This window comes from Microbulbifer maximicatervae (SeqCode), from assembly GCF_052467615.1.
This window is the reverse complement of the sequence record NZ_CP174319.1, coordinates 2,674,237-2,700,063: the sequence shown is the minus strand read 5'-3', so window position 1 is coordinate 2,700,063 and position 25,827 is coordinate 2,674,237. Positions and strand designations below refer to the sequence as shown.

The 25,827-nt window shown below is 43.2% G+C and carries 21 protein-coding genes and 2 tRNA genes; 18 read left to right on the top strand and 5 right to left on the bottom strand.

Features of this window, described 5'->3' with window-relative positions; all coding sequences use genetic code 11:
• Positions 1 to 8 precede the first annotated feature (8 nt).
• The 3 genes from ACJJIM_RS11980 to ACJJIM_RS11970 all read left to right on the top strand — a co-directional run bounded on the left by ACJJIM_RS11980 (position 9) and on the right by ACJJIM_RS11970 (position 2,624).
• Positions 9 to 392: a hypothetical protein gene (locus ACJJIM_RS11980; protein ID WP_413662478.1), complete on the top strand. Its 384-nt coding sequence runs from the start codon at positions 9 to 11 to the stop codon at positions 390 to 392.
• A 393-nt stretch (positions 393 to 785) separates the two neighbouring features.
• Positions 786 to 1,658 carry a hypothetical protein gene (locus ACJJIM_RS11975; RefSeq protein ID WP_413662477.1) on the top strand — a complete coding sequence of 291 codons (873 nt, stop codon included), beginning with the start codon at positions 786 to 788 and terminating at the stop codon, positions 1,656 to 1,658.
• Between the two features lie 96 nt (positions 1,659 to 1,754).
• A complete protein-coding gene (locus ACJJIM_RS11970) occupies positions 1,755 to 2,624 on the top strand; it encodes an RbmA family biofilm matrix protein (protein WP_444911043.1) in 870 nt (289 codons plus the stop codon).
• A gap of 264 nt (positions 2,625 to 2,888) precedes the next feature.
• On the opposite strand, the gene ACJJIM_RS11965 is transcribed toward ACJJIM_RS11970, so the two are convergent.
• Positions 2,889 to 3,014: a hypothetical protein gene (locus tag ACJJIM_RS11965; protein ID WP_413662475.1), complete on the bottom strand. Its 126-nt coding sequence runs from the start codon at positions 3,012 to 3,014 to the stop codon at positions 2,889 to 2,891.
• A gap of 566 nt (positions 3,015 to 3,580) precedes the next feature.
• Here ACJJIM_RS11965 and ACJJIM_RS11960 point away from each other — a divergent pair.
• The 3 genes from ACJJIM_RS11960 to ACJJIM_RS11950 all read left to right on the top strand — a co-directional run bounded on the left by ACJJIM_RS11960 (position 3,581) and on the right by ACJJIM_RS11950 (position 5,196).
• Positions 3,581 to 4,300, top strand: coding sequence for a hypothetical protein (locus tag ACJJIM_RS11960; RefSeq protein WP_413662474.1), 720 nt, complete (start codon positions 3,581 to 3,583; stop codon positions 4,298 to 4,300).
• Between the two features lie 43 nt (positions 4,301 to 4,343).
• Complete coding sequence (locus tag ACJJIM_RS11955) at positions 4,344 to 4,748, top strand: hypothetical protein (RefSeq protein ID WP_413662473.1); 405 nt, start codon at positions 4,344 to 4,346, stop codon at positions 4,746 to 4,748.
• A 214-nt stretch (positions 4,749 to 4,962) separates the two neighbouring features.
• Positions 4,963 to 5,196, top strand: a complete 234-nt coding sequence (locus tag ACJJIM_RS11950; RefSeq protein ID WP_413662472.1) for a hypothetical protein — start codon at positions 4,963 to 4,965, stop codon at positions 5,194 to 5,196.
• Positions 5,197 to 8,488: 3,292 nt separating this feature from the next.
• Here ACJJIM_RS11950 and ACJJIM_RS11945 read toward each other — a convergent pair.
• The gene (locus ACJJIM_RS11945) at positions 8,489 to 8,710 is read right to left on the bottom strand and encodes a hypothetical protein (protein WP_444911042.1); all 222 of its coding nucleotides are present in this window, start codon (positions 8,708 to 8,710) and stop codon (positions 8,489 to 8,491) included.
• Positions 8,711 to 9,213: 503 nt separating this feature from the next.
• On the opposite strand from ACJJIM_RS11945, the gene ACJJIM_RS11940 reads away from it, so the two are divergent.
• Positions 9,214 to 10,041 carry a hypothetical protein gene (locus ACJJIM_RS11940; RefSeq protein WP_413662470.1) on the top strand — a complete coding sequence of 276 codons (828 nt, stop codon included), beginning with the start codon at positions 9,214 to 9,216 and terminating at the stop codon, positions 10,039 to 10,041.
• A gap of 359 nt (positions 10,042 to 10,400) precedes the next feature.
• Here the strand turns inward: ACJJIM_RS11940 and ACJJIM_RS11935 are convergent, their stop codons facing one another.
• Positions 10,401 to 10,679: a hypothetical protein gene (locus ACJJIM_RS11935; protein ID WP_413662469.1), complete on the bottom strand. Its 279-nt coding sequence runs from the start codon at positions 10,677 to 10,679 to the stop codon at positions 10,401 to 10,403.
• An 804-nt stretch (positions 10,680 to 11,483) separates the two neighbouring features.
• Here ACJJIM_RS11935 and ACJJIM_RS11930 point away from each other — a divergent pair.
• Positions 11,484 to 12,314, top strand: a complete 831-nt coding sequence (locus tag ACJJIM_RS11930) for a glycerophosphodiester phosphodiesterase (RefSeq protein WP_444911041.1) — start codon at positions 11,484 to 11,486, stop codon at positions 12,312 to 12,314.
• 146 nt (positions 12,315 to 12,460) lie between these two features.
• Here ACJJIM_RS11930 and ACJJIM_RS11925 read toward each other — a convergent pair whose 3' ends face one another.
• Positions 12,461 to 12,703 carry a DNA-processing protein DprA gene (locus ACJJIM_RS11925; RefSeq protein WP_444911040.1) on the bottom strand — a complete coding sequence of 81 codons (243 nt, stop codon included), beginning with the start codon at positions 12,701 to 12,703 and terminating at the stop codon, positions 12,461 to 12,463.
• 1,070 nt (positions 12,704 to 13,773) lie between these two features.
• Between ACJJIM_RS11925 and ACJJIM_RS11920 the strand changes: the two genes are divergently transcribed.
• Complete coding sequence (locus ACJJIM_RS11920) at positions 13,774 to 14,169, top strand: universal stress protein (protein WP_413662467.1); 396 nt, start codon at positions 13,774 to 13,776, stop codon at positions 14,167 to 14,169.
• A 112-nt stretch (positions 14,170 to 14,281) separates the two neighbouring features.
• Here ACJJIM_RS11920 and nhaA read toward each other — a convergent pair whose 3' ends face one another.
• A complete protein-coding gene (gene nhaA / locus ACJJIM_RS11915; RefSeq protein WP_413662466.1) occupies positions 14,282 to 15,712 on the bottom strand; it encodes a Na+/H+ antiporter NhaA in 1,431 nt (476 codons plus the stop codon).
• A gap of 1,031 nt (positions 15,713 to 16,743) precedes the next feature.
• On the opposite strand from nhaA, the gene cysC reads away from it, so the two are divergent.
• The 9 genes from cysC (at position 16,744) to ACJJIM_RS11870 (ending at position 25,826) form a co-directional block, all read left to right on the top strand.
• Complete coding sequence (cysC, locus tag ACJJIM_RS11910; protein WP_282932285.1) at positions 16,744 to 17,373, top strand: adenylyl-sulfate kinase; 630 nt, start codon at positions 16,744 to 16,746, stop codon at positions 17,371 to 17,373.
• A gap of 195 nt (positions 17,374 to 17,568) precedes the next feature.
• Positions 17,569 to 19,935: a DUF6351 family protein gene (locus ACJJIM_RS11905; RefSeq protein WP_444911039.1), complete on the top strand. Its 2,367-nt coding sequence runs from the start codon at positions 17,569 to 17,571 to the stop codon at positions 19,933 to 19,935.
• Between the two features lie 100 nt (positions 19,936 to 20,035).
• A tRNA-Val gene (locus tag ACJJIM_RS11900) sits at positions 20,036 to 20,111 on the top strand.
• 27 nt (positions 20,112 to 20,138) lie between these two features.
• Positions 20,139 to 20,215: transfer RNA gene (locus tag ACJJIM_RS11895), tRNA-Asp, on the top strand.
• A 231-nt stretch (positions 20,216 to 20,446) separates the two neighbouring features.
• Complete coding sequence (locus ACJJIM_RS11890) at positions 20,447 to 21,433, top strand: 1-aminocyclopropane-1-carboxylate deaminase/D-cysteine desulfhydrase (RefSeq protein WP_413662464.1); 987 nt, start codon at positions 20,447 to 20,449, stop codon at positions 21,431 to 21,433.
• 177 nt (positions 21,434 to 21,610) lie between these two features.
• A complete protein-coding gene (locus ACJJIM_RS11885; RefSeq protein WP_413662463.1) occupies positions 21,611 to 22,480 on the top strand; it encodes an NAD(+) kinase in 870 nt (289 codons plus the stop codon).
• Between the two features lie 261 nt (positions 22,481 to 22,741).
• The gene (locus tag ACJJIM_RS11880) at positions 22,742 to 23,470 is read left to right on the top strand and encodes a glycosyltransferase (protein ID WP_413662462.1); all 729 of its coding nucleotides are present in this window, start codon (positions 22,742 to 22,744) and stop codon (positions 23,468 to 23,470) included.
• A gap of 17 nt (positions 23,471 to 23,487) precedes the next feature.
• On the top strand, positions 23,488 to 24,873 hold the full coding sequence (locus ACJJIM_RS11875; protein WP_413662461.1) for a glycosyltransferase: 1,386 nt from the start codon (positions 23,488 to 23,490) through the stop codon (positions 24,871 to 24,873).
• Positions 24,870 to 25,826 carry a hypothetical protein gene (locus tag ACJJIM_RS11870; RefSeq protein ID WP_413662460.1) on the top strand — a complete coding sequence of 319 codons (957 nt, stop codon included), beginning with the start codon at positions 24,870 to 24,872 and terminating at the stop codon, positions 25,824 to 25,826. Before ACJJIM_RS11875 ends, ACJJIM_RS11870 begins: the two co-directional genes overlap by 4 nt.
• Position 25,827 lies beyond the last annotated feature (1 nt).

The window sequence follows — 25,827 nt, the reverse complement described above, 5'->3', positions numbered from 1 at the left end:
AGGGTGGAATGCCCAGCTTTTCCCCGAAAACTATTGATAGCCTTGAGGCTTGGCAGTTCGCCTATACCATTGATGATGGCCATAGCGCCGGCACTATTGTCAGAGCTTCAATAACTTCCAAAGCTGAGGCTGCAACCTCTGATGCCCAGGCCGCAGCAGTATTGAAATGCACCATTGCCGTGATTGACGATCAGGGAAATTTACTAACTGACGCAGCCGGCGATGAAATGAGCAGCGTCTATGTAACTACAAAAACGCTACAGACTGATGCAGGTCAGACAGTAAATGTTGCTGACCATATAGCAGACTTGGTATCCGACTGCATCGTTGAAGTTGCGAATCGCCTTGCTGTACATAGCTCAATTGCAGCTTTGGCAATTCCGAATGGATAACTAAAACAATCGGTGGCCAACCGGCGGGAGATATTGTTGGCGGTTATTGGGGATGCAGGCAGTAACTTTACCCAGGTGATTACGCAACCTCTATCTGCGTAAAAATATTTATTGGGATAACTAGATTTATTAGTAGTGCCGTATTTAGTTTTTATTATACCTGGTACGGTTAGAGGGGAAAAAATTTTGTAGGGGTAGGAATGGGTGAAATACAATGCTTCGGGCAGTTTTAGCCTAGTAAACTGATAAAGTTATTTTTCCAAATTGGAATTTGCCAAGACTTCGAATAAATGCTTGATTGTCAAGGAACTGGTCTTGCTTTATCGGGGTTCGGCTCTAAAAAACTGTTCAAAGTGTTGTTGTATTTCACAATGTAAGTAATGGAATGTAGTTTTGAAAGAATTGACAAATAAATACCCTCAGTGCAGAGCTGTATTAAAAAATGCTATCGCTAGTGCAGCTTTAATCTGCGCATCGACATTAGTTCAGGCGGAAACGATAAGCACAAAAATAGACCTGGGCGAACCGTACCCATTTATAATGGAAGATGGGGTTGACTACGAAGTAGATTTGGATCTTGGTTTTCAGTTCGATAGCATTGACAAAATTTGTATCAATACCGAAATTAAAGATGCAGATGCCTCCTCGGTAGGTTATGGAGTGATAGCTGAAGCAGTAGAACCTGGCAATATCATTAGGGGTATAATGCATATGAGCCTTATCGGTTATTCAGTTTCCGTTTCAACTCCAGAAAATCCCAACCCTCCTCCTCAGATAGAAGATGTCGTTTTTTGTGAAAATGAAAGTAGTATTTTGGCAAATAACTTTCTTGATGGAGAGAGTGAGCTTAAACTCCGTGTGTCTGGTGGTTTCGTAGAATTCTGGGATATTGAGGTAGTTGTTGAGGGTGATGTTTCGGATATTCAGCTGGCGATTGAGCTTGATGAGCCTGTCGAGTTTTCAGTGCCTTCCTATGGGGGGAGAGTTAATTATGATGCGAGTATTCGTAATTTAGATTCTGAGAAATCACTGGTCACATTCGAACAGTGGAGTGTACTCAAATTCCCCAATGGGGATTATTATCCCATTCATAAATCAAGGGATGTGGTATTAAATTATTCTGAGTCGAAAGATTACACTAGAAATTATCTAAACGTACCTGCTTGGTTCGAAGCTGGAGATTACGAGCTAATTTGGTATGTAACTGATCCAAGTACCGGTAGTCGAGTGAAAGATAGTCTGCATTTCACAAAGAGTGCTGACTAAGTTTTAAGCTGCTAGCGAGCTGAGGCGCTCTTGTGTTTTAGCTACTCTATTCGAAAGAATCGTTATACTTCATAACATATTAAGTGAATTATTATTTTGAAAAAGCTGACTATAAATCAACCTTTGCATAGATCTGTGTTAAAAAAATCTATCAGTGCCATCGCGTTAACCTGCGTATCAACATTAGTTTATGCAGATACGATCAGTACAAAAGTAGACCTGGGTGAGCTGTTCCCCTTTAGAATGGAAGATGGGGTTGAGTATAAGCTAAATGTAAATGTCGGATATCAATTTGATACCATTGATAAAATTTGTATCAATGCTGAAGTTGATAATGGAACTGCTAACTCAGTATCTTATTCTCCGAAAAATGAATCTGAAAATCCTTTTCTCGCTTTTGTTCCGCAAAAGTGGTGGTTGTATAGGACCATAGAATTTCCAACACCTGAAAACCCTAACCCTGTTTCACAGTTGCAAAAAAATATCAATCTTTGCAGTGATGAAAATGGTGTCTTAGCAAATAGCTTTCTCGATGGAGAGGGTGAATTTACATACACTGTGTCCGATGGTTATATAGACTTTTGGAACTTTGAGCTGGTTGTAGAGGGGGATATTTCTGACATTCAGGTGGCGGTTGAGCTTGATGAGCCCGCTGAGTTTTCAGTGCCCTCCTATGGGGGGAGAGTCAATTATGATGCGAGTATTCGCAATTTAGATTCTGAGAGGTCATTGGTCACATTCGAACAGTGGAGTGTGCTCAAATTCCCCAATGGGGATAAATATCCCATCCATAAGTCACGGGATGTGGTGTTAAATTATTCTGAGCCCAAGGATTACACTAGAAATTATCTGAACATACCAGCTTGGTTTGAAGCTGGAGATTACGAGCTAACTTGGTATGTGGCTGATCCAAGCACTGGGAATCGAGTGAAAAATAGTATGCATTTTTCAAAGAGTGCTGACTAAGTTTTAAACATGCTGGGGCGCTCTTGTGTCCCAGCTGCTCTAGAAGGCCGCGCAAAATACTCCGGCAACCATAAGTAGCAATCAAAGACAGAAGTTTGAGCGAATCCTACCGGTATGGTGGGGGGGGCGACTAAAGGCCTATTTTCCCCAGTAGTGGGCGGTGGGTAATGGATGCGGCGTTTCAGAATTGCCACTCCAGGGCAGGCAAGCAGCGAATCGCATTAAAAGCGGGCTACTTGCCTACGACAGTTAAGCTTGAGCGGACTATTCGTCGCCCTTCGGCTTATCCTTAATCGGTGCGCACATGCCGCCGCCTATGTACTCCTCACCAGTTGGGCAAGGATCAATTACGGCTTCGGGTCCGGCAATAATATTAGTATCAAATAGCATTTTGTATTTCCTTTTTAAATGCATTGCGGAATTTGAAATTATCAAACTTCGAAAGTTGGCGCAATATTCAATGTACCCTTTTTGGTGCCTATCCGTACCAGAACAAACTAGCTAAGGGTGGATTTAATCTGGTGCCGACCTCTTTGCTCTTTTTTTGTTCTTTGCCATTGTATCCCCAAGTGCTTACTTTATCCTATTTGTAAGGCTTGCAACCCATTGATTTGAAACAGATTTTAGAGAATAAAGGATGCAGATTTTCGGGCTGCGGGGTACAGTACCCTGGTTAGTAGTGAGATAGGGCAAGTTAGGAAGCAATTAAAGGGTGCAGTTTTAGTGTCGCCGCGCGGTACCAGAAAATGAAGCAGGACGGTGATGAGCTTATTAAAAATTTTGAAGTTTGATTCGAGCTGTTTCAGTCAAACCTGAGTATTGAATCCTTTATTAAGAGCGTTATTTGAAGTATCTATATGTCCCAAAATAAGCATAACCAGGCTAAGCAAGGCCGCACAGCCCAAGCTGGGCGGCTGCTATTGCTGGCAGCGTTAGGTGGTCAAGGAGGGTCATGAGTGAATAGAGATCCGGGCGAAGTATTGAGCAAAGCCAGAAAGGCCTATCAGGATGAAGATTACCCGGCGGCTTTGGAAAATTATCAATGGTTTTATCACAATGCATTGGATGTAGATGAGGCTTATTATGGAGTTAGGCTGTCCTATTGCCTAGGTGAGTGGGCAGATTTAGGGAGGGAATTTCCAGAAGCTGCTGATGCATTGCTCCAATTAAAGAAAGTAACTTTGTCAGACTTTTCTAGCACGAAGTCTAGAGAGGCTTTCCATGAGTATTCTAGAATTTGCGAGTACCTAGAGTGCAAAGAAGAGGTATATGATCAGTTCCTTGCTGTTTATGGCTCAGATAGGGAGCTTGCTGAGAAACTGTTTCCTTATGTCTATGAATACTGTGCTTCAAACGAAAAGTGGGATATTTGCCGAGAATATCTTGGTACTGGCAACAGCCAGTACAAGCAATCACTTGAAATGTTTGACCAGATGATGGAATTTGTGGAAGAAAATTCAGGTGAGGTAGGTGAATCTCTATATAGAGATGCTGCTGCGATCATAAAACAGGAAGCTCTATGGATTTTGAATATGCTCAATCATATAAACGCGCCAGGCGAATATGAATCCGCTATATCTAAAATGGAGTCTGATTTTAAGAAAAGAGGCCGTGGAAGTATATATGAACAAATCTGCGAGGTTGCACCTCACAATCAAAGACAGTCAACGCTGTAAAATGCATAGCCGTTTCGGGTATTTTGCCTCATAGGAGAGTTAAGTGCTAAATAAATTTTTGTCCGGAGTCACCTTGGGTGCGGGGTTTTCGATTTCGGCTCTATGTGTTTATACGATATGGATGTTTTATGTCTTTCCGCTGTTAATTGATCAAAGTTTTACTTCCAAACTTGAGGAGACTGAGAATTTGAGTCAGCTTCAGCATTATGAAAATACCCCCAATTTTCATAATTTGCCTGTCGATGATCAAATTGAATTGGCTACAGCTATCATAATCGTGAAGTTTGAAGAGGGTGACAATGGAAGTTACAGAAGCGTAGTTGAAGAAATTCTCAAAAAAGAAGATGGGATTGAGCTCTACTATAACGTAGGAGAGGTGTACGAAGAGGCCCCGACTTACAACCGCTCAAAAAACTTTATGCAAGAAAGAGCGATTGTTTTTATGTAAGGAAATCCTGCAACTATGAGGTTTTCGACAACTTTTGAAGGTGAGAGGATCATTGGATTGGGTGGTATTTCACTGGCCTTGTTGAGAGAGAAGTGTAATGGCGCATAGCAAGCCAATAAACTTTTCGCCTTTAGTGGTGCCGGGCAGCTTACACTTAGGTTCGCTGTGTTACAGCTGAAGGTTATTGGGACTTTAAATGGCATAAGGAGGGTAAATGAAATCATTTATCATTAATTTTGTCGGCTTAGTTGGATCTTGGGATATGATTGATCTTGCGTCCGAAAGCTCGCTTAACTCTATTTTTGCCCCTCTTTTATGTACAGGCTTCCTGATTTCCAGTGTGATCTGGATTATTGTGAAGCTCAAAGTAACTCATGGCTCTAGCTTTGATGGTGACTTTGGCAGTGGTGGTTTTGGTGGCGGAGATGGAGAGGATGGTGGGTGTTAAATCACTTGACAAGTTAATTCTGTCGACCGCAGTTTTCTTTGTACACCGTTTCTATTTCTGAAATTTGATATGACATAACACGGACATTTTGACTGCTGTGCAATCCTTATCCTCGCCTGTTCCCGCAGGCGATCGCCCATTGTTATACGCCTACATAAAATCAATGAACCTAGAAGATTTTAAATTGTGATTAATTTCAGGGTTCTGTAAGTAGTTGTCCATCTACCAATTAGTCTGAGTAGCTTATATTCACTTGCTAGAATCTGTCAATGCGTGGAATTATTTTGTGCTACCTAATAAGTCAAGGGTAATAAGTAAAGATAAAGAATAGGTAAAGAGTAAAAGGTCTAATTTTAAGGAAGTAGGAATTCTCGAGACTTTCTTCTTGTGTGTGCTCCATCAAAAAAAATTGTGTTGGGTATTGTCATCTTTTTTCATCTTGGGTATCGTCAAAGGCGAAGAAACAGAAGTAAGGAGATTTATCATGCAAGTAGAGACTGATATCACAGCAGGCCCTGACACTTCGATCAATCCTATTCCCTAACAATAGATCGCTGAGGCTGGCTTAGTTCGCCTCACTACTGATTTCTCAAGCATATAAGGAAAGTTGTTATGCAAGTAGAGACTGACATCAAAGCAGGTCCTGATTCTGCAATAAACCCTGTTCCCTAGTAATAGGGCAGTTAGGTTCGCTTAGCTCGCCTCACTACTGATTTCTCAAACATATAAGGAAAGTTATTATGCAAGTAGAGACTGATATCAAAGCAGGTCCTGATGTTGCAATAAACCCTGTTCCCTAGTAATAGGGCAGTGAGGTTCGCTTAGCTCGCCTCATTACTGATTTCTCAAGCATATAAGGAAAGTTGTTATGCAAATAGAGACTGATATCAAAGCAGGTCCTGAATCTGCAATAAACCCTATTCCCTAGTAATAGGGCAGTGAGGTTCGCTTAGCTCGCCTCATTACTGATTTCTCAAGCATATAAGGAAAGTTGTTATGCAAGTAGAGACTGATATCAAAGCAGGCCCTGATTCTGCAATAAACCCTGTTCCCTAGTAATAGGGCAGTTAGGTTCGCTTAGCTCGCCTCATTACTGATTCCTCAAGCATATAAGGAAAGTTGTTATGCAAGTAGAGACTGATATCAAAGCAGGTCCTGAAGCTGCAATAAACCCTGTTCCCATGTAATAGGGCAGTTAGGTTCGCTTAGCTCGCCTCATTACTGATTTCTCAAGCATATAAGGAAAGTTGTTATGCAAGTAGAGACTGATATCACAGCAGGCCCTGAATCTGCAATAAACCCTATTCCCTAGTAATTGGGCAGTGAGGTTGGCTTAGCTCGCCTCACTACTGATTCCTCAAACATATAAGGAAAGTTGTTATGCAAGTAGAGACTGATATCAAAGCAGGTCCTGAAGCTGCTATATCTCCTATTCCCTAGCAATAGGGCAGTGAGGCTGAGCTTAGCTCGCCTCACTACTGATTTATCAAACGTATAAGGAAAGTTGTTATGCAAGTAGAGACTGATATCAAAGTAGGTCCTGACCCCGCGCTAAATCCTATTCCCTAGCAATAGGGCGGTGAGGTTGGCTTAACCAGCCTCACTGACTACCAGGGCTTACATTATCCAGAAGTAGCAGCTAACTTCTAAGCTGGATCTGAAGCGCAGACTTACATGAGCCCTGACTGATAATTCCTTTGTGAGTTGGCGGATACACGGTGCAGATCTCAGCCTCAATCCCCAATTAATCACCAATTCTCCGGTCGTTTCATGCCATATTTTAATGGCAACTCAATGCAGAAGGTGCTGTAGCGTCTTCAATTTGATCGCCCCTTGACTTCTGTGAGCGCAATATAGTTTTGTTCTCTCTGGGCGGGCAGTTATCTAGCAAAACATAAGTCTGGAACGCAGTTTACCAATGTCGGATATAGGCCCGTGCTATCAAGAGAAGAGCTTGAGCTGATTTTGAAGGGCGCGGCTAATGTGTCGGTGTGGTATTTTTAATTTAATTAAGGGCGCCAGACTGGAAAAGGGTGGTTTCCATTTGTAAGTAGATCGTGGGCAAGTCAGTCATAGAGTTGGTCCAGCTACCTTGCTAGTAGGGGCAGTAATAAGTAGATGGTGAGGCAGGTGTATTACTTTCTTGATTTTGCAATTCAGTGGAATCGGTTACCGGCGATTGCAGTTTGACTTCTGTTCAAATATACAGTTTTCGCGTGTGCCAAAAATTGATTAGTTGAGTAATTATGGGCTTTGTAGAGCGGATGAGCCGCCCCATTGTTTGCACACAGTTTGCTATAACTGCATGATAATTAATAAGTCTTCTGGCTGATTGTGGCTCCTGAGGTCGCGGGTTCGATCCCCGTCGGCCACCCCAGATTCTTCCTTGTTTATCATGGACTTAAAGCCCCGTCTCGTGCGGGGTTTTTTCGTTTCTGATTCCGGTATGGTAATTTTGGCCTTAGTTTATGTTGAGGTTTTGATTCCATCAATTGGTACGGGGGGGCTTTGAGGGGGAATGATAAAGAAGAAGGAATCATAGATCTGAAAATTGAGGTTGGCGATATGAATTAATTTTCTCCTTTTTTTGGCAAAAAACTTCTCACAAGAGGGGGAAGTTGATGAGGCGATAGAGATCTTACAGAACCTCAAGGGTGGAATTAAAGTCAACCTTGTCTTTTAGAGGGGCTGGGGGAGTTGTTACTGGGCTGGCTTGAGTCTGAATGCCCAAGAAAAGTAATAGATAGGGTGGGGTTGAGGGAGGTTGTTAGCAATCTGCTTTAGCATTTTTATTACAAGAGGCCGCATGTGGCTATGATACAAAGCGTTGACGCTACAATTGGAGGAGTTCCTGTTGCAAAAATAGCTCTGTGGATTTCTATTATTTTTGGGTATATTGGTAGTTTTTTCTCTGTTTCTCAATGTAGCTAAAATAAATTTATAGAGTTTTCCTCTGGGTCGATTAATAGGCTTAGCATTGAAGTGGAGGCTAAAATTGAGGATAGTAAAGGCCTCTCAGTATCTGTTGCTTTGCCATCATCAATCAAATTTTAACCTGTGACTCTTTCTTCCAATTCTGCAAGTCAACTACTGGTAGTGGCGCAGGTTAAGCTTCGAAAAAGGGAGGTATCTATAGATGCTAGGATGAAGGAGTAGGAGTCGACAAGAACTGAGCCTGAAAATAAAAGGACAGCCGCTACAAAATTCAGAGTAGGGAGGGAGAAAAGGAAAATTAAATTATTTTTTCCTTGGGTACTTCCGATCTGGGTTGGCAACTTTATCTGCTGTTCGATCATATCTCTGCAACAGAATGGGTTTTCTGTCCAGTAAGTTTTTGCTCATCACCGTCAATATTACTGGCGGCTTTAACTTTCAAATCAGTGGAACTGAAACCACCTTTAATAACTCCCACTTCAAGCACGCTTCGCTGTTCTGTTAGCCTGGTGGTATTAAAGCTCATGTGGGTGAAGAGACGCCCGGTGCGGCTGCGAATTTTGAATTTGTGCGCTAACATTGCTCGTAAATGCGTGGTCTACAGCTACCCTTGATACTGGCTCTAAATTTTTGTCTATGCTCTTCCGGTCTTGCTATAAATAATTAATAGACCATTTTCTTTCATATCTGCTAGTGCAAGGGTTAATACATCTTGCTGCCGGGCCGCATACAGGTAGCTAATTTGATGCATGATGTGACCGCGTTGACCAAGTCACAGCCAAAAGGCTTCGTACTTCCATTCTTCGAGATAGCGACCACCGGCTCTAACCGCGCTCTATATTTTTTTTGAATGACACTTTTGCAAAATGTGATCAGGTACTGGATTTTTATGTGTGTCATTTAGGTTAAATTCGGTGAGAAAGAAAAAATCTATTCGTGAAATCGTGAAGCTCTCTACATGGTAATATCGTCCCGGAAAGGGATGTTAAATTGAGCGCGGTATAATTTACTTAGTTTAAGGTGTGTTATAAGCTTTACTTTCTCTTCCGTTAGTTAATTCAATATATTTTTTAGTGAGTTATTATGTTTATTAGAAATGCCGTCAAAACCGTAGCTGTTTCTGTCGCCTTGTTAGCCTTCGGCGCGCAAGCTAAAACATTCCAATACGAACTTCAAAACCTAGACTCAATTGGTGGTGAAATACAGTACCCAGGTTTAAATTTAGAAGGCGCGAACTCTGTAATTTTGACTGTCGATCAAGAAGATCAATGGTCACCTGCTGTACTTACTTCGTTAGAAATTAACTTTCCTAATGCGCCCAGTCTGTCAGTAAGCAATTTCCAGGTGGATGACGGAGGCTGGAGACATGAAGCGACCGTCGATGGCGCCTGGGTGTATCGTCAGCTTGATGTTGTAGTAGATGGTCTAGACCTAGAAAGTTCAAATAATACAATGATCAACATTGAGGGTTATGTCTCAGAGGCTGAAAATTTTATTGGGGCAGAGCGTTCACTGAATTTTGACCAACGACTATTTACCGCTCATGGGCAGTTGGTTGATACGACTCCAAGTAAGATTGTTGATGTCAAAACTTTTACTGTTGATGGCAACCAGGTTGAATTGTCTTTAAGAGATAATCCAACTCTTGATCCAAATTCAGCCAATGGTGATATGGCATTTATTGTCGAGTTGCTTTGGTTTGGGGAAGGGAAAGAAGTTTACCATTTTCACGCACCATTCGGTGATGAATCAAAGTTTTATGAAGCATATAAGCTAGAAGTTTCAACAATGCCTGGTCCTGATGGTGATGAAACAGTCATAAGCATTAAAGTTAAAGATGCGCAAGGCATGGAATTTGAAATTCATCATATATATCTTGAAGATATACTGAGAGAAGCGTACGAACTCTAATCGTACTCTTCTTTTTGATTTAAGGTTTTAGATACGCTAATTATCCAAATCAGTTAAGCTATCTTAGCGAAGTCGCTTTGTAGCGATACATATTACAGAAAAAAACCCGCGCTATGCGGGTTTTTTTCTGGTGTTTAAATATTTGACAATGATTTTTTCACGGAAACGGAGTTGTCTAGTCGCTGCTGAGACAAAAACTACTTCAAAGATGAAACTCTCAGTCGCTTGATTCGATTCAGAGAGCGTTATAGTAATTCAGTGATTATTGATTCTAGGTACCGCTGCCCGGCTCATAACGCCCAGCTGATGAGGGTTTGTGAGCATTTTTTAATAGGGCTCACAAACTGGATGACTATTATTTAGCAAAGCTCAGTTACTGCCTTCACCATTGACTTTGTAGATTGCTTCGGGCAGTCATTGATCTTACTCTCAATCACATTTTCATCGATAATATTAAAAATTCTCGCTTTATCAGTTCCCTTGTCGAATATCTGAGCCCAGTGAGTAAATGGGTCAGTTTTGGCAATCTGTTCTATCTCTTTGTAGGCGTCATCTTCGTTGTGAAATGACCGCTTAAAGTCCTTTATTCCACCCATAAGCAGGTTGTAAGTACCAGTAAACAATGCGTATCTTTCCATGGAATTCTCCAAATTTATAAATCTGGGCTCCGAGTCGGTAGCCTTGGGTAGTTATTGGCGACTGAATGCGCCGAAGCGCAGTTGGCTAATTGCCTGGCCAGAAGTAATAAAGCCTGCATACTAACCATGCACTCTAATTTAACCCTTTTGTTTATGTACAGAAGCTTAACCAGTATTTGCTTTTGCATTTTGAGGAGAACTTGTGTCGTAATTTGCATCATATTTTCGTAAGAATAATAGGTCTAAATTGTACTACATTTTATATTGTTCGATATATTTTTATTTTTACTTGCCTGTATAGATGAGGGGGAGGATTTTCTCTCTCTCTACCGCTCTTAACTTCCCTGGCTTGATCTAAATGTTTTGTTTTAGCTTAAAGGGTAGAATTTCCAGCCCAGAAACCTGATCGATATGTCCTTAATTGATAATGGAGGCTTTGTTTAGTTAATGATTTTGGTGGCGATATTTTCTAGATTTGTGCATTAGTACTTAATATTTAAATGTATGATATTGCGTAAAATAGATGGGTACATTTAGAGTGGGTTATCAATCAGGTTTAAGTGCTTTAATGGTTGATTCTTTGGTTGGATATACGTGAACAAAAAAAGCCTTGAAGGCTGTAAGAGTTACTTTTGTATCTCTTATATGGTTTAAATAGTTTAAATAGGTTGAATGAGTCAATTCGTGCTTTGTATGTGAGAGAAATAGTATACCTAATACTATTTCTCTGTAGTATCTATTTTGGATTGGCTTTTGTTTGTGTCTGAGTAATAGCTCTTCTCTTAAAACATAGGAAACTTCTAAATGAACAACGTGCTCAAGATCGTTACTTGTCTGGTTTTATCTATGATGACTTACAATAAGGTTTTGGCTATTGAAATCCTTGCTCACAGAGGAGCATCTGGTGAGTACCCTCAAAGTACCACCCTGGCTTTTGATATGGCATTGGAGCAGGGGGCAGATATTTTAGAGTTGGATATACATTTGTCAAAAGATCAGTTTATTATTATCAATCACGATGCAGACCTTAAAAAAAATACAGGTGTCTCGGATAAAATAGAAGATTTGACTTTGGGAGAAATAAAAGCATTGGATGCTGGATATGAGTTTACCCTAGATAATGGTGATAGTTACCCATTTCGAAACCAAGGACTCGCCCTCTTAACATTAAATGAGCTATTTGAGCGCTACCCCAATGCCATATTTAATATTGAAATTAAACCAAATGATAGAGTCCTCTCAGAAATACTATGGCAAGTAATTGTTGATTATAGAATGGAGCAGCAAGTTACTGTGGCCAGCCAGCACAGTAAAGCCATGGGACACTTTCGTGATATCAGTGGGGGAGAGATTAGAACAAGCGCAACAGTCGGTGAACTTATAGAGGCCAGTCTGGCCTGGAGTTCGGGCTTTGGATGGGCTTTCAAGCCGGATTTTGAAGTTGCCCAACTGCCATACAGTATTACCACTAAGCCCTATGTTCGCTTTTTTCAGAGTAAAGGCGTGGCCGTCGATCTCTGGACAGTTAACGATATAGATGACATTGAGCGCAGTATATCCCTTGGTGTAGATGGGATTATTGGTGATTTCCCTGGGCGAGTTTATCAACTACTTGAGAGTGCTGGAGAGCGGTAATTTTGCTAGATGTGGGTCGGAATTACCGAGTACAAAAATTTTCTTGTAAAAGAATAATGAAGTTAGTGTTAACTTGATAATTTTAACCTTAAAAAGTCAGTGCTTTATTGGCTTTTTAAGGTTCTAGGAGACGGCGATATCGATCTTTATGGGCAAAAGTAGTATACAAAGAGTTTTTGTTTAGCCTGGAGGCAAAAATCTACATACTTCATTGAGCCTCCCGAAGCTTCAGATTCAACAATTAGAGAGGGTTGGGATAGGCCTAGCTGCAATCTATTCTGGCTTACAAAAAAGTGCTGTCGAGTGGTGTGCTGTGGTACCCACAGGCCCCCACTTTTTGATACTTTCATTGCTAGTCGATAATTCGGCATTGGGTTTGCTATATGCAATCCGTAGGAGAGACTGTAATTGTTCCATCTTTAGGAGCTAGGGTTCCCTACGGGCTTCTGTGTCAATTCCTAGAGTTAGCCCACTGGCGACAACACTGTTTCTAGCAGCAATATGGCTGGCTATTTTTTGGTCTATTTCATTCCATTTTTGTCGTATCTGTGGATCCAATTATTGCAATGCCAAGCTACTTAAGTAAGCTAATATTACTGCGCGCATAAACAGTTAAGAGGGGATTGGGAGTGTCTTCTAGTCCATAGGGATATTTGTAATTACCTTGTCGAATCTTTGCTACTTCCATTCTGCAGATTAAAAGAACCCTTTTACTTTCTAGTATGTCTAATTAGGTCGGAGGCAGCTTACAAAGAGTTATAGCCGCTAAACATGAGGCTTTCATATCAGGTTTCTTTCGGCCTTTGAGTGACACCGCGCTTTATAATGCAAATCCTGCTGGAGAAACAATTGGCTTCTGAAATAGAGCTTTGTTTTGGGTGCAGGGCTGGGAATGTAATGTCATAGTTGCCTCAAGTTATACAATCAGCTCTAGGGGCGAGACTTGTTGAAAGCGATGAGTTGGCAGTTTAAAAATAACAGAAAGCCCTGCAATTGATGTCTTCTGCTAATGGATTTTTTGTGAGATAGACTTGTGCCAAAATAGAAGAGAGCTAGGGCTGTAAATGAGATGTTATTAGGTATACATTTTTCTGAAGTTGAAAGTTCTTCTATTGATATCATCTGCGTGGATAAAGATGTCTATCGTATAGTAATAAATTTTTGCTTGCGACGCAGATGTGTCCTATCCGTTTGTTGCTTATATCTTCTCGGTCTTTAATTTTTTAGAACTTACAGGAGGTTTAGTCAAGAAAATGATAACTTCTGGCCTCCTATGGCTGTTTGAGAGTTGTGCCGTAATCGAGGCTTTAGTCCGTTCGGGTTGAATAGATAACAGGTGGTATTAGGTTGATTTTTTAATTTTCCCTCTTTGTGCTTCGAACTCTTTTCATTTAAGCTGTGGTGGAATCGGTGCTCTATAAGTTCAGTTGTTATTAGTCAAATATACTGGAGGGGGAATATGTACAATACTATCCTTTGCGCTATAGAAGCGTCTCAAGAAGGGAGGTATGTGTTGTCTAAAGCGGTAGAATTATCTAAGAAATTTGATAGCAAGCTAGTAGTTTTAAATGTACTGCCTTATAGCTTCCTGCCCAAGGATTATCAAAAAGAGCTGAAAGAGAGTGCAATTCCGAAGTTTGAGGAGATTACGGAAGACTTTGGGGTTAGCAAGAGAAATCGTGCCCTTAAAGTGGGAAAGCCTTATGAGGTTATCTGTAAGGAAGCTGAAAAAAGGAAGGTGGATCTGATAGTTCTGGGAACTCACTCCAAGAAAGGTTTGAGCTCCCTGATTGGTTCTACCGCTAATAGCATAGTGAACTATGCACATTGTGATGTAACTTTGGTTCGAATCTAAGTTATAGGGACATAGTCGACTCAATTTTGCCTTCTATTCGTTCATTATTCGTAATGATGCTTTTGGAGGCCGGGCAACCGGAGTTTGCCCGGCCTACTTTGATTGTTACTGTTTAGTTGGAAGTAGCTTGGGCTGGGTAATCTGGCTCCTCGCCCTTGACTTCATTTTTTTCTGAGACAGGAGCGTTACGCAGTACCAAAAAGCCAGCTGTCCCAGCGATAACTGATGCTAATAGAATGCCGGCTTTCGCCTGAATAAGCAGCTCATTTTGTGAGCTAAATGCTAGTTCGGCAATAAAAATTGACATGGTGAACCCAATACCTGCGAGCAATGCTACACCGACAATATGTTGGAAATTCGCCGCTTTGGGTAATTGGCCCCAACCTAGCTTCCAACCTACCCAAGTGGCCCCTACAATCCCAAGCAACTTACCGACCACCAAGCCAAAGATTACCCCGAGAGTGACCGGGTTGAGTATCGCTTCGGAGCTACTGAAGCTGTCGACCGGAATTCCCGCGTTAGCCAGTGCAAAGATAGGTATCACTACAAACCCGACCGGAATGTGCAGGCGAGTCTCCATGCGTTGTAGCGGAGATTGGGCTAAGTTCACGCCATTACCCAAGCCCATTACGCGAGCTCGTAAATCATCGTTAGCGATAATCTTGTCACCTGGGCGGAAGCAGCGGTCAAAGCTGCGAATGATATCTTTTACGAAGGTGCTAAATGCTACAGGATCGTATTTTGGCTTGGCAGGTAATGCCATAGCGGTAATGACACCAGCGAGAGTAGCGTGGACACCGGCTGAGTGAAGTCCGTACCACAATAGACCTCCAACAAAGACATAGGCCGCGGATCGGCGAATACCCGCAGCATTGAGCAGCCCGAGCACTACAACCAGGCCACCTGATGCGATGAGCGCTGTCATGTTTACTTGCTCTGTGTACCAGATGGCAATAACGAGAATTGCCCCTAAGTCATCTACGATCGCCAGTGCGACCAAAAAGGTCACTACTGCTCGTGGTACACGGTTGCCTAGTAGTGCAATACAGCCTACCGCAAAGGCAATGTCTGTTGCCATCGGGATACCCCAGCCTGGACCGGCTTCGTTACCTAAATTAAGGGAGCTGTATAGTAGGGCTGGCACCACCATACCGCCGATAGCGGCCATCACAGGTAGTACTGCCTGACGGAGATCTGAGAGTTCTCCCACAAGAAACTCTCGTTTTAATTCCAAGCCGACTAGAAAGAAAAAGATGGCCATTAGGCCGTCATTGATCCAGTGATGTAGGGAAAGGGAAAATGTCCAGTCTCCTGCACCTACCGCAATAGGCATATGAAGTAGATGCTTGTAAGCCTCTTGCAGAGGAGAGTTAGCAACAATCAAAGCGATAAGCGCAGAGAGCATTAGCAATATACCACTGCTGCTTTGGCGATGAATAAATTCCTCAAAAGGAGTAACCAGGCGACCAAATGCCTCTTCTAGCGGGGCTTCAAAAATTTTTCCTTTGCGAATTTTAAATCTATTTAAAACCCCTTTACTCATCGTTGAGCATCCTCCTTTACTGGCTATAGACCCTAAGAAATATAGGGCTGTTTTTTCTCGATTCAGGCCCACAGATTACCATGGAACTTGTATTTTTAACTAGATTAATGCGCGTCACTCGGTAGTCGGCCGCAAATATGATGAATGAGAAAACCTGCGCAGTTGTCGGGGGGTATTCGCTTCGTGTGAAAAAGTTGAGGGTGTCGATGACTTGAAATTAAATGATGCTTTTTATCGGCAGGTGACAAGTTTAATTCTAATCTCATATAATTTTATTGTATTCGGGTTGTACGGAATAATAGTTTTTTGTGTTAACTGTAATAATCAATTGTCTATGGATTTGAATGGTCTACTTTAGTTTGCCTAGCTAGTCCAAAAGGGTAGTGATGCTCCTAAGTTTCTTTGCTTGAGATTAAGGAGGGTAGCATTGCATGGGAGCCTCCTTGCCAAATTTTCCTACCTGTTTTTGGCTCCTCAGCTGATGATAATTCAACGGCATATTGTTCATTGGAGCGAGTAAAAGGAGCTGACGGAAGGAGCTTGCATCTCCGGTGAGAATTTATAGATTTACAAAATATATAGATGGGTATTGGCTGCGAGCGTTTGTGACTAGTGATACTTCTTGCTCGATTCTTTATTTCGCTCAATAGCTTATAGAAGTACCTAGTTATAGATGGATTAGTGTAACAATCTGATGTCCCACTCAGCCTTCGCGTAACGAAGGGATGGTAGTGGCAGAATGGTTTAAATGATGCTGCCTGCAGTAGTACCACTGGAGTAGATTCCAAGCAAAAAAGTCCTGTCTATAGGGTTATTTTGCCCATTCGGCCCCACTATTAGAACAATGCCACTTTGTTGCTTATGCACTCAAGACTTTGAGTTGAATAGACACGTTATAACAGAGGGCTTTACGCTTACCGCCCAAATACTCGATAATTAGCGCCCATATCACAGGCAGGCATTGGCACAGAGTGCAATGAAATGCTTGATACCTGTGACACTAGGATTGTATTCAAGACTTGGAGTAATCAGTGACAGCTACAGTTGAGCAAAAAGCGACCAATGTCCATTGGCATGAGGGTGATGTGACCCGCGAAAACCGGGCGAGTATCCTCGGCCACAAAGGCGTGACTCTCTGGTTCACCGGCCTTTCGGGCTCTGGTAAGAGCACTGTGGCTGTTGCCGTAGAGAAGGCTCTGGCTGCTCGTGGCGTGCTCAGTTACCGTCTGGATGGCGATAACATCCGCTTGGGCATCAATTCTAACCTTGGCTTCTCAGCTGAGGACCGCCAGGAAAATATCCGACGTGTAGGCGAAATTTCCAAGTTGTTTGCGGATACTGGCGTGGTTGTTTTATCCAGTTTTATCAGTCCGTACCGTGAAGATCGTGATTTAGTAAGAAAGATGCATGAAGCAGGAGATCTTCCGTATATGGAAGTCTTCGTAGACTGCCCACTGAAAGAGGCTGAGGCACGCGACCCCAAAGGCTTGTATAAGAAAGCTCGCGCAGGTGAGATCAAAGGTTTTACTGGTATAGATGATCCCTATGAGGCACCTGTTTCACCAGAATTGCACCTGAATACTGCTGAAATGACTCTTGAAGAGGAAGTAGAAGTGATTCTCTCCACTCTCCAAGAGAAAGGCATTATCGCTAAAGACTAGGCGGTACTGCTTTCGAAAGGGGGATCACTAGATCCCCTTTTTTTGTTTTTGTCCTAAAGATATTTGCGCTTCTGCGCACCGCTCTACAAGTCCTGCCTCTCTTTAAGTCTTCCTCGGCGCCAACTGCCAGTAGCCTGGGACATCCGTTCATATACTCAAGCTGTACAGAAAGTGATGTTTCCTGTGGAGGCGCTTATGTCCGTTAGGAGAGGCTGGATACTCTCTATTTTGCTCTTGGTGCTAGTGGGCCTGGGGGCAGCAGCTTGGTATGGGTATAACCAGCTGCCAAAAGTCCACGGGAGCGTAGATGCTCCGGTGTTGAAGGTTCCTGAAGGGGTGTTGGACTATCAACCTGCGCCAGCTTATTCCGGCCCTCACCCCCGAATGATGTCCCGCCCGCCTGAATATTTCCCATTTCCTATTGGCTTGGGAGAGGTAGGGCCTGTAGAGACTCTATTCAGTGGACCAGCCAGGTACCCTCTTTATTGCGGGAAAAACAATATTACAAATAAGCAGCCCCTGGTAGACAACCAGGATGGTGAAGGGGTGCCTATCTTTGCCCTAAATGATAAGGGCAGGAAGACAAAAGAGGTTATTGGGTATAGCCGGGATTGCAGTCACGCTACAGAGGTTACCTATTTTTACCGTAGTACCACTGATGGCCAGTTTCACTATATGCATGAGGCCAGAAATGATATCGATAAGGTGACGGTAAACGGGAAGCAGGTAGATTTTATTGTTCGTGTAGAGACAGGCACGATCAACCGTCACTTTTATGCAATAGCAGTATTAAGGGGAGAGGGTGAGTCTGCAGGTAGGCCAAGTGGTAGTAACTGGAATAAGCGGCTGATCTATCAGTTTCGTGGTGGTGTAGGCATTGGAGGGCGCCAGGGAAAAATCAACAAAGGAGATATCACCACACGGCGAATGGATGAGCTTGCGCGCGGTTATGCGATTGTCTATTCGACCGCCAATCAGACTAGAAACCATTACAACATGTGGCTGGCAGAAGACACTGCTCGTAGGGTGAAAAAGCAATTTGTATCGTTATACGGGGATCCAATGTACACCGTTGGCATTGGGGGGTCAGGTGGAGCGATCCAGCAGTATCTATTTGCGCAGAATGCTCCGGGCCTCTTAGATGCCGCTATCCCCTTGTATTCCTACCCAGATATGGTGTCCCAAACAATCTATGCCTTCGACTGTGAGCCACTGGAGTACTTCTTTGACATTGTGGATAGGCAGAATCAACGCTGGAAAAAAGCAGAGGAGCGCACGGTTATCCAGGGGTTAGCTGCCAGTGAGAATGGTTCAAGTAAATTTGGAGTGTTGAGCTTTTTTGCTGGGATTTTTGATAGTCGCTACCGAGATAGGATGCAGGGAACCACTGAATGCGTCGAAGGGTGGCGAGGCTTAGTACCGTTGGTTAATAACCCTAACTTTGTTCACTTTGCTAAGAGTTTCGCTGCTGAGGTTGTCCCAAAAGTGCATTGGACGCACTGGGAGGATCTTCGCCAGTTTTATGGTGCAAACGCATCAGGGTACGCAAATAGTTCTTGGGACAATGAGGGGGTGCAGTACGGCCTGAAAGCCCTGGTGAACGGCGAAATCAATATAGATACATTTTTACGTGTCAATGCTGCTGTAGGTGGCTGGAAAGCGCCAGAAGACCAGAGTCAAGAGCAGCTGTGGTTCATGAATGGGAATATGTTTCCGGTTCGCTTGTCCCTTTGGAGCGAGCAAAACCTCAATATGGGAACACTCCAAAAGCCGGCGAAGCGCAGCCGCGCAAGTCTGGAGGCTATTAATGGAATATATCGTTCCGGGCACGTTTTCCTGGGGGATGTAGAGATTCCTATTATTGATTTGCGGCACTACCTCGATAAAGAGCCTGATATGCACCACAGCTCTGCCTCTTTTTCTGCACGCGAGCGTATTCGGCGTGCCCGTGGACATGCGGAGAACCAACTGATTTGGATGAGTGACAAAGGCTACAACCCATTGCATGAGGCGCTGGATTTAGTCGACCGGTGGATGCAGGGCATCATAGAAAACCCAGGTAAAGGTGTCGTGGAAAACCGCCCGGATGATGCCAATGACCGATGCTTCGACAAGGAAGGAAATTTACTTGCGTCTGGAGATAAGGTTTGGGATGGCCCATGGAATAGCCAAGCTCCCGGGAAGTGTATGAGGGTATACCCGATTCATAGTACGTCAAGGCAGGTGGCGGGGGCACCGGTGACCGATGATGTCTTTAAGTGCGCTCTACAGCCGGTTGAGCGGGCGTTGGCGAAGGGGATCTACGGTCCATTCACTGAGGAAATTTCCAGTCGTGTGGCAGATCTAAAGAGAATATTTCCTACCGGTGTGTGTAATTACAACGAGCAAGACTTGGCCCGCCCAAAAGAGCAGCTGATACCGAGGGGGATACCTGTGAAGATAGCTGGGCATCTGCTAGACCCAGACTATCGGCAGGGTAAGGTCTTGCAGGGAGCAAGTACTGAAGAGGCTGAAATGAGGGGGGTTCCTGTCTCTTTACCAGACGAATCGGATGGAAATTAATCGGACGTGATTATTTGGCGTGAAAATTGTTGACAGGAATCTACAGTCGGGTAATATGCGCCTCGCTCAAGGGGGCACGGCCCCTATAGCAAAGAGCACCGGGTGGTTAGCTCAGTTGGGAGAGCGACGGCCTTACAAGCCGTAGGTCACAGGTTCGACCCCTGTACCACCCACCAACTTCCAGAGAGGAAGTTTACTACCGAGGACCGGTAGTTCAGTTGGTTAGAATGCCGGCCTGTCACGCCGGAGGTCGCGGGTTCGAGTCCCGTCCGGTCCGCCAGACACAAAAAAGCCCTCACATGTGAGGGCTTTTTTGTGTCTGGCTATTGCTGCTATTTACCCTTCTTGCTTTTGCTTTCCACTAAGTTCTTGTTCTTTTCTTTCTCTTCTTCTTGGGTTCAGTGTCACTATTGTGTTGAAAGTGGGGGGAGCAGGCTGTTGCATGATGAGGTGTTTGTAATCTGGCAAATTGGCTTAAATAACCTTTTAACTGGTTTACTGATGGGTATTTATGGATTTTCTTGAGCGCTTGGATCTGAAAACCTTTACGGAGGCGGCTCGAAGAGTTCCTTACGAAAGGGTTTATAGTCATTTGTTTCCCGGGATTGAACTTTGGGTTCGTAGGGATGACCGGCTTGACCCCATGCTTTCCGGAAATAAAGCATATAAGTTGCTTTTTAGTTTACTTGAAGCGAGAGAGAGGGGGATAAAGACAGTCGTGACCTGCGGAGGTGCTTGGTCTAATCATATTCATGCAACGGCTGCAGCAGGGGCTCGCTTCGGTTTTTCGACGCTAGGTGTCATCAGGGGGGAGAGACCGTCCAGTCTTAGCGCGACACTACAGGATGCTCAGCGCCTGGGAATGAAGTTGGTTTTCGTAACACGAGCTCAATATCGCCGAAGAGGAGAAGCAGAATTTCTTTGTGAGATTGGCATAGATGAAGAATCCATGTTGTTTGTGCCGGAAGGAGGTGCTGGGCTACCTGGTGTTAGAGGGGCGAGACTGCTGGGTAGGGTGATAAAGGAGACTTCACCGGTAAGATTTGACCAAGTATGGGTTGCGAGCGGGACGGGGGCTACCTTCGCTGGGTTAGTCGCAGGTCTGCGGGAATTTCCGGTAGTTGGAGTTGAGGTACTTAAAGCTGGTGGCAGTATCGAAGCTGGCGTCTCTCAATGGCTGAGGGAGTTGAAAGGTGAAGTTGAGCAGAGTATCGAGCGTGTAGATACTCAAGGTGCCGTCTATCGCGGTTTCCTGGGTGATTCTTGCTGTAACTTACTAAGTTCGTTTCATTGTGGGGGATATGGAAAGTTTCCAAGTTACCTGAGCAGCTTTCTCGATGATTTTGATGCTCAAGTAGGTATACCGTTAGATCCTGTCTACACTGGCAAGTTATTTTATGCGCTGTCCAAGAGCGCCAGCAGCGGGAATATAGCTGCTGGCAGCAAGGTTTTAGTGGTCCATTCTGGGGGAGGGCAGGGGCGTCGCGGGTACTTTTGATCTATTTGAGTCCCTTTAAGCTTGGGCCGGGATATCTAAATTCAGTGGGTGCGTTCGACTCATCCGCTTGTCTTCGGCATAATGGTCGGTTTAGTTCGGCGGCTCGCCTCAAAGTATGATTGACTTGGGCGTCGAAATTGTTGTCGTGTGTACAATGGCGCGAGTCACGGAGGTGTTGTGTCAGAGTTTCAAAATATCGGGCTAATAGGGCGAACTGAGAGTGAGAGTGCGGTCATTTCTCTTAAGCGCCTGATGGCCTACCTCGAAAATGAGGGGTATAGCATTGTTTTGGAAGAGGACACTGCCACATCGGTTTGCGGCCACAACGCACGTGTTTCCGAGAGGAATCGACTAGGTGAGCTATGCGACCTTGTTATTGTTGTTGGGGGCGATGGCAGTCTTCTTGGAGCTGCTAGGGCGTTAGCGCGCTATAGCGTCCCGTTGTTAGGAATAAACCGGGGGCGTTTAGGGTTTCTTACCGATATTACTCCCGATCAGGTGGAAGATAAGGTCGGCGAAGTATTGGCTGGTAAATATATGGCAGAGAGCCGATTTTTACTAGACATGTCTGTTACCCGTAATGGTAGGCCTGTTGGGAAAGGGTCTGCGCTTAATGATGTTGTGCTACATCCTGGTGAGTTTATTCGAATGATCGAATTTGACTTGTATATAGATGGACAGTTTGTTTATACCCAGCGATCTGATGGGTTAATTGTTTCAACACCTACTGGGTCTACAGCTTATGCTTTATCCGGCGGCGGCCCAATTATGCACCCCAAGTTAGATGCGATTGTATTGGTTCCGCTGAATCCTCACACTCTGAGCAGCCGCCCGATAGTAGTTGAAGGAAGCAGCGAATTTAAATTAGTTGTCGGGAAGCAAAGTAATACAAGACCATATATTACTTGTGATGGCCATGACCAAGTGGTTACTGAGCCCGGTGACGTTATTCGGGTTCATAAAAAACCACATAGACTCACATTAATACACCCTATCGATCATAACTTTTATGATACTTGTAGGTCCAAACTGGGTTGGGCGGGCTAAAAAATGATCCTGCTTACCAGGACTCGGAGATTGTGAAGACTGAACTGCTGCATTATATGTTGAAAGCTAATGATTCAGGCTTCGTCAATAACCGTCAGTCACACTTTATCGGCTGAATGAAAAATGTTTTTCACGGATATCAGATTTTATGAGTTTTACAAAGGTGTAAATGCGGTTTTAGGTTTTTTAGGGGAGAAGTGCTAGAGGTGCCCTTGAGGAAAAAGTCTTGTGTTTAGTTTTGGTAAGCAGGGTTGATTTGTAATGAGAAGTAATTCAGAGAAGAGCTTAAGCTTTTCTGCAATTGTAACGTTCCATAGAGAGGGATTGTTAGCCCACAGAACGCTAAGATCAATAGATGTTTGTCGACAATATGCGGAATCGAAAGGTATTAGATGCCGGATATTATGCTCACTGGATAATGCCGATGCGACTACTTCTTCAACAGTAAAAGATTCCCCTTTCCTCAGAGATGACGATATTGTTGTCGACCTAAGTGTTGGAGATTTAGGTACCTGCCGAAATGAACTTATCTCATTAGCTAAAAGTGACTTTGTCGGTACTTTTGATGGAGATGATTATTTTTCCTCAAATTGGATTTATGAATCAGTCATTTTGGCTTCTTCGGATTCAAGATATATTTGCCACCCTGAGATTATAGTCACGTTTGGTGGCGAAAAACACTGGTGGCGACAGCCGGATCAGCTTAACGACAAAATAGATAAGACTTTACTGTTTACCATCAATCCATGGAATGCTTGTATGGTCACTAATACAGCACTGGCAAAACAATATAGATACTCTTCTGTCGACCCCAAAAGAGGGGTTGGATTTGAAGATTGGCATTGGAATAGCGATACGATGGCGGCAGGAAAGGTGCACCGGACGGTGCCTCAAACGACAAGATTTGAGAGAAGGAAGTTATTTGGTTCTCTTTGCTCTGAGCATGAATCAGCAAAAACAATTATTGGAAATACCCCACTTTTTGATTAGTTGATTAGGCTTACATTATGAATAGGCAATTTACGGCAATTAGAGCTCATTTCTTTCTTAAGCTTAACAATTTAAAGAGGCGAATTTCTGTTGATGGTTTAATTCCCACGGTCAAACTATTTGCACGCCACTACGGAGCAAAGATAATTCAGAAAATGCGACTTCCGGTTGCAACCTCAACACCTAGCTTGCCGGAGTGGACCCTTGCCCAAATGCAAGAAATTGGAAAGGATATTGATTCCAATCTATGGCCCCACTCTTGGCGTTTAGCTGAGATAAATTATCACCATGTCCCTGTTGAAAGAAGGGGGGCGGGAGAAAAATATTTCCAGATAAAGTCAAAGATTAAGGCAGATAAGTATGACGTTCTGATTTTTGTGCCATGGATGAAGATGGGTGGGGCCGATTTGGCAACAGCGCGATACATTGATGCATATGCCAGCCTCGGAAAAAACGTTCTTCTTGTGTTAACAGAAGAGTCCGAAGTTCAATTTATAAATCAGGGTACTTCAAACTTTGATTTTGTAAGCACAAAAGAGCTAAAGTGTGATCCTGCTTTGGAGTTAGCTGTTGTTGAACGTTTAATTGTTCAGCTGTCTCCGTCATATATACATATTATCAATTCAAAGGTTGCTTGGGAGCTTCTTAAGTTAAGGGGTCATCTGGTATCTAAATATACTAATGTTGTAGTATCACTTTTCTGTAATGATTATCTAGATGAGGGGCTTCCAGTCGGATATGCTGAGCAATACCTTGCGGATTGCAGTCAATACATTTACCGCATTGTAAGTGATAATAGCATTTCCGGTAAGGTTTGGCAGGATAGGATCGGCGTAAGGGAAGAGCACGTTTGCCCTATATATTTGCCAGCAAGACAGTTGAAAAGAAAGTGTTTTAGCTCAGAGTCAAAAAATATCCTTTGGTCTGGACGGTTTGATAGGCAAAAGAATCTCTCAACTTTGTTCAAGGTCGCTGCAGATATGGGAGAATTTAATTTCTATGTCTATGGTGATTTTGTAATTGATAGCGGGAGCGCCTTATCTTATCCGCCCAACGTATATCTAATGGGAACCTATAATGATATTGAAGAGGTTGCAGTTCGTGATTACTTACTTTTCTTAAATACCTCTCTGTGGGACGGACTGCCCAATATTATTTTAGAGTGTCTTGCTTTAGGTTTACCAGTTATATCCTCTTCTGTGGGAGGAATTCCTGATATCCTTGATAAGAAATTTTTGGTTAACAATCCTCTCGATAGTGAAGAATATAAGATAGTTATAAGTGAATTCCTTGAAGATATTGAAGAGAGTATGAGAATCTTTGAGGAATCGACACTCCCTTTATTGGAGTCTCGACATAATACGAAGGCATTCCAAAAAGCTATGCATGGAGTGCTGGCATGAGCCGGGTAGTCTGTACGGTTTGTACTTCCGATAGGGTTAATGGTGCCTTAGCAGTTTATTCATCTTTAAAAGACGCTAGGTTTGATCACTTTTATATCTTTTGTATTGGTGATCTAAATGGGGGTGAAGTTAAAGCCTTAGATGACAGAATAGAAATTATTGACTTGCTACCATTTTTTTCTGAATCAAAAAAAATGTATGAGAGGGATTTCTCACAATTAAATTTAACAGAAATTTGTTGCTACTTTAAGCCGTTTGCACTCCGTTATCTGCTGGGCATACATGGCAAAAGAGATGCGGAAATCCTATATGTTGATTCTGATATGTATTTCTTTCAGTCAGACCTGGGGTTTCTTGAGGGAAAGTGGGGAGTTCTCCTTACCCCGCATTTAACGCCAAATGTTAAACATAATTTGCCTGATTTTGAGGTGATTATAAAGTCCGGCACATTTAATGCGGGTCTATTAGCGGTAAAGTCAGGAAAAACGGGAGTCGAATTTGTCAACTATTGGTGGGAGTCGGTAAATAGGGACTGCAGTATTGATTATTACCGTGGCGTAAATGCCGATCAGAAGTGGCTCGATTTGGTTCCACATATGTTTGCCGACGTAAAAGTAGTCTCGGGTGAGGGGTTAAACGTTGGCCATTGGCGAATAGATTCGATCGAAGAATTTTCTCGAACCGAGGATAAGTTACTTCACAAAGAAGAGGCTTTAGTTTGTTTTCATTTTAGCGGTTTTGCAGAGGGGCTTTTGCCAAAGTTATCCCGTCATTCCGATCTTACGGTGAAAAAAAACTCTACTCTTGAGTGTATTACAACGTCTTACGCATCCACACTTTCTCAGTTTTCAAAATACAATAAGGAATTGAGCTTAAAAGGAGGTGGCCCTAAAGGGTATCTACAGAAGGTGGGTGGGAAATTTAGAAGAGCAATATTGAGAGCTTTAGTATAGC